Source organism: Neisseria sp. (assembly GCF_030527965.1).
Taxonomy (GTDB): Bacteria; Pseudomonadota; Gammaproteobacteria; order Burkholderiales; family Neisseriaceae; genus Neisseria.
This window is the reverse complement of sequence record NZ_JAUMZU010000019.1, coordinates 46,855-59,248: the sequence shown is the minus strand read 5'-3', so window position 1 is coordinate 59,248 and position 12,394 is coordinate 46,855. Positions and strand designations below refer to the sequence as shown.

Sequence of the window (12,394 nt, the reverse complement as noted above, 5' to 3'; positions counted from 1 at the left end):
TCAAATTTCTATTTTAAAACAATTAGTAAAGCATGATTTGTCCTAGTTATCTAGGGCAGCCCCTTTTTTTATAATGATAAACTATCAAGCTCATCGCTGTAACTTAACTCTAGTTAAATTAAGTTCCTTTTTATTCTAAGGAAAGCAGCCAGCTTAATTTTGGCAATTTAATATTTTTTTTGACGATGTAATTATAGACTTGGATATTTGAGAATAAAATAAAGCCTAAGCGATGAGCTTAGGCTTTATCAGGTATTTGGTGGGTCGTGAGCGATTCGAACGCTCGACCAACGGATTAAAAGTCCGCTGCTCTACCAGCTGAGCTAACGACCCGAAGAATTGGGCATTATATTATTCAACCTATAATCCGTCAACCTCTTTTCTGAAAAATCCGTTCTTAACCGTTTTGTTATACAATCTGCTTAACAATTAAAACCTGTCTGAAAGAGTTTCATGCAAGATAAAAACAATTTATGCTGGTTAGATATGGAAATGACCGGCCTCGATCCGGAAAAAGAACGGGTTATCGAAATTGCGATGGTCATTACCGATAAAGATTTAAACGTGTTGGCTCAATCCGAAGTTTATGCCATTCATCAGAGTGATTCTGTTTTAAACGCAATGGATGAATGGAATACGGCAACCCATACACGCACCGGCTTAACTCAGCGTGTACGCGAATCGCATCACACGGAAGCCGAAGTCGAGCAAAAGCTGTTGGATTTCATGGCACAATGGGTTCCTGAAAAAACCACGCCGATGTGCGGCAATACCATTCATCAAGACCGCCGCTTTATGGTGCGCTATATGCCTAAGCTGGAAGCCTATTTCCATTATCGGAATTTAGATGTTTCCACTTTAAAGGAATTGGCTCGCCGCTGGTATCCGACGCTGACCAAAGGCTTGGTTAAACGCGGCTCGCATCAGGCTCTGGACGATATTTTGGAAAGCATTGAAGAAATGCGTTATTACCGCGAACACTTCTTAAAACTGCCCGAACGCGAAGAACAACCCTGCTAGCCGGCAGATTTATATTTACTATGCCTGCCTGAAATATTTTCAGACAGGCATTCTGTTTATCAGAAAATCACACCCGTTCAGATTACCCTTCACTACATTACTCCGTCATCCTTTAAAATAAATCTTTTTATCTTTGTTATCCCCTATGACTATCCATAAAACCCCCATATGGCAAGCCTTAGCCGAACATTACAAACATACGCAGACTATCCAAATGCGAGATCAATTTGCGGCCGAACCCGATCGGTTTAACCGCATGCACGAAACCCTGCACGGTCTGCTAGTCGATTTCAGTAAAAACCGCATCAATGAAGAAACCCTTACCCTACTCTGCCGCTTGGCTGAAACCGCAGGGTTGGCTCAAAAAACCGAAGCCATGCGACGAGGAGATTTTATCAACACAAGCGAGCAGCGCGCTGTTCTGCATACCGCATTGCGTTTGCCCACCGATGGAGCTCCTATCTATGTTAATAATGAAAACATCGTACCCAAGCTGCACCATGAATTGAATCGGGCCTTAGCCTTTGCGCAAGATTTAATTGACGGCACCTATAAAGGCAGCAGCGGTGAACGCATTACTGATTTAGTACACATTGGCATCGGCGGCTCGGATTTGGGGCCGCAAATGGTTGCCCTGGCGTTGCAACCGTATCATCAAAACATACGCGTACACTTCGTTTCCAATGCCGACGATGCCGCAATCGCTCAAGTATTGTCCAAATTAGATGCTCGCCGTACCGTATTCAGCATTGCCAGCAAATCGTTCGGCACGCCCGAAACTTTGCTCAACGCCTATACCGCCCGCGATTGGTTTTTGGCACAAGGCATGAATGAGGTCGACATTGCTCGCCATTTCGTCGCCATTTCCACCAATATGCCTGCCGTAGAAAAATTCGGCATCCCGCCGCAAAATACCTTTGCCATGTTCGACTGGGTCGGCGGGCGCTATTCGGTATGGTCGGCTATCGGTTTGCCGGTGATGGTGGCGGTGGGCGCCGATCATTTCCGAGCCTTTCTCAACGGGGCGCATGCGATGGACGAACATTTCTTCAACACCCCTTATCGCCACAATATTCCCGTATTGCTTGCCCTGCTGGGTGTTTGGTACAACAACTTCTACGGCGCCGAAAGCCATGCCGTTATTCCCTACAGCCACCTGTTACGTCGCCTGCCCGCCCATCTGCAACAGCTTGATATGGAAAGCAACGGCAAACACATTACTTACGCAGGCCAACAAACCGAATACCAAACCGGCCCGATTATCTGGGGTGAAGAAGGCGTTAACTGCCAACACGCATTTTTCCAGCTTATCCACCAAGGCACGCGGCTGATTCCGGTAGATTTCATCGTTCCGGTAACCACGCCCTACCGCATCGGTACGCATAACCGTTTCCTTGTTGCCAACGCCTTTGCCCAAGCCGAGGCATTGATGCGCGGCAAAACAGCAGAAGAAGCCTACGCCGAGCTGGATAAATTGCCCGAATCGGAGCGCAGCGAATTAGCGCTGCATAACGAATTCAAAGGCAACCGCCCAAGCAACGCACTGCTAATCGAACAGCTCGACCCGTTTACTTTAGGCATGTTACTGGCTATGTACGAGCATAAAGTTTTCGTACAAGGCGCCATATGGGATATCAACTCGTTTGACCAATGGGGCGTCGAATACGGCAAAGTGCTGGCTAAAACCATCGAACGCGAGCTGGCCGGCGACGGTACTCCCCACCACGACAGCTCCACCGACGGTTTGATTGCCTATTACCGCAGCAAACAAACCAATTAATTTTAGAAAATTACTTACGCGAAAGCAGCCGAATGCCTGTCTGAAAAAATTCAGACAGGCATTTTTCCAATATAGGATGGAACAGGCGTTGTAAAAAACCCTCTTGCCATGCTTTAATCACAATCTGATTTTTCTTCTGCAAAGCCTCCAAGGAACCACCCCCATGCTTGTATCCGTTGCCGAAATGGCCATTGCCGTACGCCGGCGCAATCCGCTGATTCACAACATTACCAATTATGTTGCGGCCCCTTTTCAAGCCAATGCCCTGAGCGCAATAGGCGCCTCGCCGATTATGGCCGACGCCATCGAAGAAGCAGCAGACATGACCCGTCTGGCCGACGCCCTTGCCGTCAACATCGGCACGCTCAACCACAATACAATCGCCGCCATGCACCTTTCCATGCAGGCCGCCTTTGAAAAAGACATTCCCATCGTGTTCGATCCGGTCGGCATCGGCGCCACACCGTTTCGCAAACAAACTGCATTAGAGCTGCTCGAAAAACATCCCGTCAGCATCATCCGAGCCAATGCCGGTGAAATAGCCGTGCTCGCCGGCGCAGCCCACTCAAGCAAAGGCATCGATGCCGGTAACGAAGTAAGCGCCGCACTTCAAAACGCACGCCAAGTCGCCAAACACTACCGATGCACCGTAGCCATGACTGGCGCAACGGATTACATTACCGACGGCACCCAAACATATCTCTGCCACAACGGCCATCCCATGATGGCTGCGCTGGTTGGTACCGGTTGCACCTCTTCATCCGTCGTTGCTGCCTTTGTCGCCACCCATCCCGACAAACCAACCGTTGCCGCGGCGGCGGCTCTTGCCTATTACGGCTTATGCGGACAAACCGCCGCCGCATCCGCCCAAGGCCCCGGCAGCCTCCAACCCGCCATGCTTGATGCGCTATACAACCTGCCTCAAGAAACCATCAAACAAGGTGCTCAACTTTCACTTGCTTAACATAATTTGGAAATACAGCAGCACTCGATCTTGATACCGCGATCAATCACCATAACAAGCTTAGTTCCAAATTTTTTGCATTTGTTGCAAAGCCTATCGCATCTTTTCACGTTATCAGTAAAAAGTATGCCTGTCTGAAACATTCAAACAGGCATTTTCCTTCCGGCTACATTGCGCTTCATCAGAATCTCATAACAAGCAACATGTTAGATTGCTTTATCTTTATTGGAGCGCCCGTCATGAATCCTTCTACTCACACCCGAATTGCCGGTTTCGAATTTGAAAACTGCATCATGAACGCCGCCGGCGTATATGATTATACCGTTGAAGAGCTAAGCGAGATGCAGCACTCCGCCGCCGCCAGTTTCATTACCAAATCGGCCACCCTCGTCCCTCGCACAGGCAATCCCGAACCGCGCTACAGCAACATGCCTTTGGGCAGCATCAATTCCATGGGTTTGCCGAATTTCGGTCTCGCTTACTATTTAGACTACGTTTCCCAAGCCCAACAGGATTACCCCGAAAAAACCTACTTCGTATCCATTACTGGCTTTAATGCAGCAGAAGATTTAGCCTTATTAAAACAAATCCAACAATCCGACTTCAAAGGCATCGTCGAGCTCAATTTATCTTGCCCCAACATGCCCGGCAAACCGCAAACCGGCTATGATTTCCAAGCCGTAGCCGCCATTCTAGATAAAGTTTTTTCCTTATACACGGCACCATTAGGCGTCAAACTTCCCCCTTACTTCGATTTGGTTCATTTCGACCAAATGGCCGATATTCTCAACCGCTTTCCGCTCGCCTACATCAACTCGGTAAACAGTATCGGCAACGGCTTATGCGTCGATCTAAACAGCGAATCTGTATTAATCAAACCGAAAAACGGTTTTGGCGGTATAGGCGGAGCCTGTCTGAAACCAACCGCGCTCGCCAATGTATTTGCATTCCGCCAACGCCTGCGGCATGATATTCAAATCATCGGCACCGGCGGCGTATTAACCGGAGGCGACGTATTCGAACATATCCTATGCGGTGCAGATATGGTGCAAGTCGGCACGCAGCTGCACCAAGAAGGCCCCGGTATTTTCCAGCGGTTGACCCAAGAATTAAAAGCCATCATGACTGTTAAAGGCTATTCCTCGCTAACCGATTTCAAAGGCCGCTTAAAGCCTTTGTAATTCAAATGATAAACCCGAGAAAAATGAAAATGCCTGTCTGAAAGTTTTTCAGACAGGCATTGCTTAAATAAAATCAGTTTACCAAACAACCTTTACCGGTTTTTTTGCGAACGCAGATAATCCAACGTTTTCAGCTCGGCAATCGCGGCAGCCAAAGCAGCCTGCGCCTTAGCCAACGATTCCTCATCATTAGCTTCGGAAATGCGGGCTTCAGCTGTCTTTTTAGCCTGCTCGGCTCGTGCCCGATCCATTTCAACGCTGCGCACGGCTACGTCAGCCAAGATGGTAATCTTGTTAGGCTGAACCTCCAAAACACCACCCGAAACGGCAACCAAGACTTCTTCCGATTGGCCGGGAACCTGCAAGCGCAACGCCCCCGGGCGAACCAAACTCATAACCGGCTCGTGTCGCGGGTAAATACCGAGCTCACCAGTCTGCGTCGGCACCACCACAAAGCTGGCCTCCCCAGAAAAGATGCTGTCTTCGTTACTGACCACTTCAACTTGCATGACACTCATGCCGGCCTCCTTAGCTTAAGGTTTTCGCTTTTTCAACAGCTTCTTCGATACCGCCCACCATATAGAACGCTTGCTCGGGCAAGTGGTCGTATTCACCGTTCAAAATGGCTTTAAAGCCGGAAATGGTATCACGCAGAGAAACATATTTTCCCGGAGAGCCGGTAAATACTTCCGCCACATGGAAAGGCTGCGACAAGAAACGTTGAATCTTACGCGCGCGCATAACCGTCAGCTTGTCTTCATCGGATAATTCATCCATACCCAAAATAGCGATAATATCACGCAACTCTTTGTATTTTTGCAAAGTAGACTGTACACCACGTGCCACATCATAATGGTCTTGACCCAATACCATCGGGTCTAACTGGCGTGAAGTAGAATCCAGCGGATCCACTGCCGGGTAAATACCTAAAGAAGCAATATCACGGCTCAACACCACAGTTGCATCCAAGTGCGCGAAGGTTGTAGCAGGAGACGGGTCGGTCAAGTCATCCGCAGGCACATATACCGCTTGAATTGAAGTAATCGAACCTGTTTGAGTAGACGTAATCCGCTCTTGCAAACGACCCATTTCCTCCGCCAATGTCGGCTGATAACCCACTGCCGAAGGCATACGGCCTAACAATGCGGAAACTTCAGTACCGGCCAATGTATAACGGTAAATATTGTCTACAAAGAACAATACGTCACGGCCTTTTCCGTTTTCATCTTTTTCGTCACGGAAATATTCCGCCATCGACAAACCGGTCAACGCAACGCGCAAACGGTTGCCCGGAGGTTCGTTCATCTGGCCGTATACCATGGCAACTTTATCCAATACGTTGGAATCCTTCATCTCATGGTAAAAGTCGTTACCTTCACGAGTCCGCTCGCCCACACCGGCAAATACAGACAAACCACTGTGCGCTTTGGCGATGTTGTTAATCAACTCCATCATGTTCACAGTTTTGCCCACACCAGCACCACCAAACAAACCTACTTTACCACCTTTGGCAAACGGGCAAAGCAAGTCAATCACTTTAATACCGGTTTCCAAAATATCGGTTGTGCTGGAAAGCTCGTCAAACTTTGGAGCAGATTGGTGAATGGCTCGAGTATGCTCAGAACCAATCGGGCCTGCCTCGTCAACAGGATTGCCCAACACATCCATAATGCGTCCCAATGTCGCTTTACCAACAGGCACAGTAATCGGTGCACCAGTATTAACCACTTCCAGCCCGCGTTTCAAGCCGTCCGAACTACCCATCGCGATAGTACGCACTACACCGTCACCCAACTGCTGTTGTACTTCCAGTGTTAAATCGTTGTCTACTAGTTTCAGCGCATCATACACACGCGGCATTGCATCGCGCGGAAACTCTACGTCTACTACGGCACCAATAATTTGTACGATTTTGCCTTGGCTCATTATCGTATCCTATTTCAACTGGCAGGCCGTCCGCCTCAAACGGCGGCGGCTCCTGCCACAATTTCTGACAATTCTGTGGTAATCGCAGCTTGGCGGGATTTGTTGTATACCAAGCGCAATTCCTTGATTGCATTACCTGCATTGTCGGTTGCGGCTTTCATCGCTACCATACGGGCAGCTTGCTCCGAAGCCATGTTATCGCACAATGACTGGTAAACCACAGACTCTAAATAACGGCGAACCAAATATTCCAACACCGCGACATCACTAGGCTCATAACGGTAATCCCAGTTGTATTTACCATCACCCATTTCCTCGAAAACGCTTTTACCGATAGGCAGCAGCACTTCCATGCGGGGTTCTTGTCGCATCGTATTTACAAAACAGGAATACACTAAATGGATAACATCCAATTCCCTGTTTTCATAACGTTGAAAAATTTCAGTTAACGGACCCAGCATCATTTCCATTTTCGGCGTATCGCCCAAATTGGTAACGCTGGCAATCACATTAAGGCCAATACGCTGACACGCCGCCAGACCTTTATTGCCTAAACAGACCACTTCCACCTCAATGCCTTGCGATTGATACTCTTGCACTTGCACTAAGAATTTTTTCAGGATATTGGCATTCAAGCCACCGCACAGGCCTTTATCAGTAGTAATCAAGATAAACCCTGCACGCTGTACATCGCGATGCTCTTCCAATAGTTTGATACCGTGTTCCGTATTGGTTTGCGCCAAGTGACTCATCACCAAACGCACCTTTTCAGCATAAGGTCTAGCCAAACGCATCCGCTCTTGAGTCTTCCGCATTTTAGAGGTTGACACCATCTGCATCGCTTTAGTGATCTTTTGGGTATTTTGAACACTACGGATTTTGGTGAGAATCTCTTTTCCTACTGCCATTTCAGACTCCTTTCAGTCCCTTATTCTTACACTTAGTAGGTGTAAGATGATTTAAAGGATTTCATGGCTTGTTCTAACGCTTGCTCACTCTCGTCAGACATCGCACCTGAAGCATTAATGGCATCCAACACGCCCGGATTCTGCGTGCGCACATAACTCAAGAATTCCGCCTCGAAAGCCAATGCCTTCGCAACAGGAACATCTTCGTAAGAACCATTATTAATGGCCCATAAAGTCAATGCCATTTCAGCCGTATTGAGGGTACTGAATTGTTTTTGTTTCATCAATTCGGTTACGACTTCACCATGTTGTAGCTGTTTGCGAGTAGCTTCGTCCAAATCAGAAGCAAACTGGGAGAATGCAGCCAATTCACGGTATTGAGCCAATGCCAAACGAATACCGCCGCCCAATTTTTTAATGACTTTGGTCTGTGCCGCACCACCCACACGCGATACGGAAATACCTGCATTAATGGCTGGTCGAATACCCGAGTTAAACAAGTCTGTTTCCAAGAAGATTTGACCGTCTGTAATCGAAATAACGTTAGTTGGAACGAAAGCAGATACGTCACCCGCTTGGGTCTCGATAATCGGTAGGGCTGTTAACGAACCAGTCTTGCCTTTTACTTCACCGTTAGTGAGTTTTTCCACCTCATCCGCATTGATGCGAGATGCGCGCTCTAACAGACGGGAGTGCAGGTAGAATACATCGCCGGGATAAGCCTCACGACCGGGAGGGCGACGCAACAACAGGGAAATCTGACGATAGGCAACGGCTTGTTTTGACAAATCATCATATACGATCAGAGCATCTTCGCCGCGGTCACGGAAAAACTCACCCATAGTACAGCCGGCATAAGGGGCAATATATTGCAATGCCGCCGCTTCAGAAGCGGTTGCGGCAACAATAATGGTATGCTCCATAGCACCGTATTCTTCGAGCTTACGCACAACGTTGGCAATGGAAGATGCTTTTTGACCAATGGCCACATAGATACAAACAACGCCCGTGCCTTTTTGGTTAACAATAGCATCCAAAGCCACCGCTGTTTTACCGGTCTGGCGGTCACCAATAATCAACTCGCGCTGACCGCGACCTACCGGCACCATAGAGTCAATAGATTTCAACCCTGTCTGCATCGGTTGATCTACAGATTGACGAGCAATCACACCAGGGGCGATTTTCTCAATCGGAGCAGTCAAATTGGTATTAATCGGACCTTTTCCATCAATGGGTTGGCCTAAGGCATTAACCACACGGCCAATTAATTCTCGACCAATCGGCACTTCCAAAATACGGCCGGTGCATTGAACTTCATCACCTTCTTTAATGTGCTCGTACTCGCCCAACACCACGGCACCAACGGAGTCACGCTCCAAGTTCATTGCCAAGCCAAAAGTGTTGTTTGGAAATTCCAGCATTTCGCCTTGCATTACATCTGATAAGCCATGCACGCGAACGATACCATCCGTTACGGAAATCACCGTACCTCTGGTACGTACTTCCTGTTTGGTATTCAGGTTTTCGATTTTGGCTTTCAGCAAATCGCTAATTTCAGCAGGATTAAGCTGCATGAAAACTCTCCTAATTTATCATTGCCGCATACAGTTTTTTCAATTTACCCTGTACGGACAGATCCAGTACTTGATCACCTATCTCTATTTTGAGACCGCCGATTAAATCGGGATCAATCTCAAAAGTTGCCTCCAAACGGGTATTGAAATGTTGCTCAAGCTCTTTAACGATATTGGCCTTCTGGCCTTCTCCGGCAAACTCGTAAGCACTGTAAATAACCGCTTTTTGGGCTTCGTTATGTGATAAAGTCAAATCTTGATATTGGGTATAAATCTCAGGCAAAATCTGCAAACGCTTCTCTTCAGCCACTACGTAGACGAAATTACGAAAAGTCGTACTTTTCATGGCATCCGATTCATTCAGCAAACGTATCAATTCGTCTGCCTTTTGAGCGTTGCTGATTTCAACCTCCTCAATCATTGCCGCAACGTTTGGTTGCAGCACAGACCATGCTAGTTCTTTCAGTCCGCCCAACCAAGACTCAATTTCATTTTTTTCGGTCGCCAGATCAAACAATGCTTTTGCATAAGGTCTGGCAATGGTTGCGAACTCGGCCATAACGTTACAGCTCCTGTTTCAGGTTACTCAACAATTGCGCATGCTGGGTTTCATTCACTTCACGACGCAAAATTGATTCGGCACCTTTAACAGCCAAAGCAGCTACTTGATCCCGCAAAGCTTCGCGGGCCCGGTTAGCTTCTTGCTCAACGTCAGCTTTGGCTTGGGCTGCGATACGGGCAGCCTCTGTGGAAGCTTGGTTTTTCGCCTCTTCCACAATTTGTGCTGCACGCTTCTCGGCATTGGCTACCATTTCGGCAACCTGACTTCGCCCTTCGGCCAAGAGTTCTGCAACTTTCTTTTCTGCCTGCTCAAAATCGCTCTTACCGCGCTCAGCCGCAGCCAAGCCTTCTGCAATTTTGTCGGCGCGCTCATCCAATGCTTTTGCGATTGGAGGCCACACAAACTTCATGGTAAACCACACCAAACCGATAAAAACAATGATCTGCGCAAATAAGGTTGCATTAATATTCACTTTACTTAACCTTCGCATTTAGGGTTAATCAAACAAACGAAATCCGTTTGTATCGAAACAGTTTTCTGTTCTGATTAGCCTTGGAACGGGTTAACGAAGGCGAACAGCAATGCGATGGCCACACCAATCAGGAAAGCGGCATCAATCAGACCTGCAATCAAGAATAATTTGGTTTGCAGCGGACCCATCAATTCAGGCTGACGAGCAGAAGATTCGAGATATTTAGAACCTACCATACCAATGCCAACAGCAGCGCCCAAGGCACCAAAAGCCACGATCAAACCACATGCGATAGCAATCAAACCACCCATCTCAAAAACTCCTTAAAAATAAAGAAAAACTAAAAAACTACGTTAAAGAAACAAAACAGATAAATCAAATTAATTCATTTATTTAATTCATTTAATGTGCATCATGCGCTTGGCCGATATAGACAAAAGCCAATGCCATAAAGATAAATGCCTGCAAAGTAATGACCAGAATATGGAAAATCGCCCAAACCAACCCTGCAATAATATGAAACACAAACATTATCGGATCCAAGAAACCGACGCTGCCGGATGCTGCCCAAGCGCCGCCCAACAAGGCAATTAACAGGAATACCAATTCACCGGCATACATGTTACCAAACAACCGCATACCGTGAGATACCGTCTTGGACAAGAACTCAACAATATTTAAAATAAAATTTGCAGGTGCAAGTTTGGGGCCGAATGGTGCGCTAAACATTTCATGCATCCAGCCGCCGAAGCCTTTGATTTTAATATTGTAGAAAATACAAATAACTAAAACACCGATTGCCAATGCCAAGGTTGTATTCAAATCGGCTGTGGGTACAATACGCAATAGTGCATGGTGTTCACCCGTAGTGGCCTGCCATGCGGAAGGCAGTAAATCAACGGGCAACAAATCCATCGCATTCATCATAAAAATCCACACAAACAAGGTTAGCCCAAGCGGGGCAACCAATTTGCGCGATCTTTCGTTGTGGATAATACTCTTACACATATCATCCACAAATTCAATCAATAGCTCTACTGCCGCTTGAAAACGCCCCGGAACACCCGCAGTGGCTTTTCTGGCGCCCAGCCACAGTAAAAGACTGCCCACTACGCCGGTCAATACTGCGAAAAATACCGTATCAATATTAATAAATGAAAAATCAGCAATGTTTTTCAGGCCTTGGCCTTGAGTTACATCCGACAGACTGGTCAAGCTTTGCAAATGGTGCTTGATATAGTCGGCAGCGGTCATTGATTCACTTGCCATAACGTTGAACTTTCCAAAATATCAAAAAAACTACATGGCTAACGGCTAACAGCCCTAATAAGAAAGGGATAAAAACTAATGTTTGATGCCATATTGCAAATACGGACACCATCATAAGTAAAGCCAGCACTATTCTTAATCCTTCTCCGACAAGAAAACCGTAGCCTGCAAATTGCGGATAAGGGTTGAGAAGCCTTAAGATTAGAACCGTAATCGAAGATGGAATAAAGTAACAAAGCCCACCTGCCAACACCGACCATACAACAGGCGGCCTACCTGAAATACCTGATAGTATCGTTGCCAAGAGTAAAACCGCCGACTGCAATAATAAAATTTTACCCATAGGCACTGCAATATTTTAACGAACCAACTAGAATGAGGCTTTCTACTATAATCAAAGAGCGGCGCCAGCGTCAAGAATTTTGTTAATTTTCGTCAATCGGATTAAGATTCCCTGACCCTTCTCAAATCTTCATATTACGTTTATTGCAAAACTGCCTAAGCCTATATTTCATCTTACTTTATTTAAAATTACAATAGATTACATTGAAATCGCAATAAAATCGTACAACCGGCAATAAAAATGCCACCGACGTACCGCTTGTTGGCCTGATACGGAAATTTTTCACTTGATTAAGCCCCCAAAAGCTGACTGGCCGATTTACACCTTCTTCTACCCAATGCCTGTAAAAATTACATTTTCAGACAGGCATTGAAAATATTTTCAACTTAGCGTTT

13 protein-coding genes and 1 tRNA gene are annotated in these 12,394 nt (G+C 46.8%); 4 read left to right on the top strand and 10 right to left on the bottom strand.

Annotated features, from left to right (window positions below; translation table 11 throughout):
* Positions 1-257: 257 nt before the first annotated feature.
* Positions 258-333 (bottom strand) — tRNA-Lys (locus Q4A84_RS09310).
* A gap of 120 nt (positions 334-453) precedes the next feature.
* On the opposite strand from Q4A84_RS09310, the gene orn reads away from it, so the two are divergent.
* From orn to Q4A84_RS09290, 4 genes are all read left to right on the top strand, one after another.
* Entirely contained in the window at positions 454-1,020 is a 567-nt protein-coding gene (gene orn / locus Q4A84_RS09305) for an oligoribonuclease (RefSeq protein ID WP_303088655.1), read from the top strand.
* A 145-nt stretch (positions 1,021-1,165) separates the two neighbouring features.
* Positions 1,166-2,800: a glucose-6-phosphate isomerase gene (gene pgi, locus Q4A84_RS09300; RefSeq protein WP_303088654.1), complete on the top strand. Its 1,635-nt coding sequence runs from the start codon at positions 1,166-1,168 to the stop codon at positions 2,798-2,800.
* Positions 2,801-2,963: 163 nt separating this feature from the next.
* The gene (gene thiM, locus Q4A84_RS09295; RefSeq protein ID WP_303088653.1) at positions 2,964-3,764 is read left to right on the top strand and encodes a hydroxyethylthiazole kinase; all 801 of its coding nucleotides are present in this window, start codon (positions 2,964-2,966) and stop codon (positions 3,762-3,764) included.
* Positions 3,765-4,003: 239 nt separating this feature from the next.
* On the top strand, positions 4,004-4,945 hold the full coding sequence (locus tag Q4A84_RS09290) for a dihydroorotate oxidase (RefSeq protein ID WP_303088652.1): 942 nt from the start codon (positions 4,004-4,006) through the stop codon (positions 4,943-4,945).
* Between the two features lie 92 nt (positions 4,946-5,037).
* Here Q4A84_RS09290 and Q4A84_RS09285 read toward each other — a convergent pair whose 3' ends face one another.
* The 9 genes from Q4A84_RS09285 to Q4A84_RS09245 all read right to left on the bottom strand — a co-directional run bounded on the left by Q4A84_RS09285 (position 5,038) and on the right by Q4A84_RS09245 (position 11,999).
* Entirely contained in the window at positions 5,038-5,463 is a 426-nt protein-coding gene (locus tag Q4A84_RS09285; RefSeq protein ID WP_303088651.1) for a F0F1 ATP synthase subunit epsilon, read from the bottom strand.
* A 10-nt stretch (positions 5,464-5,473) separates the two neighbouring features.
* The gene (atpD, locus tag Q4A84_RS09280; protein WP_303088650.1) at positions 5,474-6,871 is read right to left on the bottom strand and encodes a F0F1 ATP synthase subunit beta; all 1,398 of its coding nucleotides are present in this window, start codon (positions 6,869-6,871) and stop codon (positions 5,474-5,476) included.
* 35 nt (positions 6,872-6,906) lie between these two features.
* A complete protein-coding gene (atpG, locus tag Q4A84_RS09275) occupies positions 6,907-7,779 on the bottom strand; it encodes a F0F1 ATP synthase subunit gamma (RefSeq protein WP_303088649.1) in 873 nt (290 codons plus the stop codon).
* A gap of 32 nt (positions 7,780-7,811) precedes the next feature.
* Positions 7,812-9,353, bottom strand: a complete 1,542-nt coding sequence (atpA, locus tag Q4A84_RS09270) for a F0F1 ATP synthase subunit alpha (protein ID WP_303088648.1) — start codon at positions 9,351-9,353, stop codon at positions 7,812-7,814.
* Positions 9,354-9,363: 10 nt separating this feature from the next.
* Positions 9,364-9,912 carry a F0F1 ATP synthase subunit delta gene (locus Q4A84_RS09265; protein WP_303088647.1) on the bottom strand — a complete coding sequence of 183 codons (549 nt, stop codon included), beginning with the start codon at positions 9,910-9,912 and terminating at the stop codon, positions 9,364-9,366.
* Between the two features lie 4 nt (positions 9,913-9,916).
* The gene (locus Q4A84_RS09260) at positions 9,917-10,387 is read right to left on the bottom strand and encodes a F0F1 ATP synthase subunit B (RefSeq protein ID WP_303088646.1); all 471 of its coding nucleotides are present in this window, start codon (positions 10,385-10,387) and stop codon (positions 9,917-9,919) included.
* A gap of 74 nt (positions 10,388-10,461) precedes the next feature.
* Positions 10,462-10,698: a F0F1 ATP synthase subunit C gene (gene atpE / locus Q4A84_RS09255; RefSeq protein WP_303088645.1), complete on the bottom strand. Its 237-nt coding sequence runs from the start codon at positions 10,696-10,698 to the stop codon at positions 10,462-10,464.
* A gap of 91 nt (positions 10,699-10,789) precedes the next feature.
* Positions 10,790-11,656 (bottom strand): F0F1 ATP synthase subunit A, encoded by an 867-nt coding sequence (atpB, locus tag Q4A84_RS09250; RefSeq protein ID WP_303088644.1) that lies wholly within the window; start codon positions 11,654-11,656, stop codon positions 10,790-10,792.
* Positions 11,646-11,999, bottom strand: coding sequence for an ATP synthase subunit I (locus Q4A84_RS09245; RefSeq protein ID WP_303088643.1), 354 nt, complete (start codon positions 11,997-11,999; stop codon positions 11,646-11,648). The genes atpB and Q4A84_RS09245 overlap by 11 nt, the downstream gene beginning before the upstream one ends.
* Positions 12,000-12,394 lie beyond the last annotated feature (395 nt).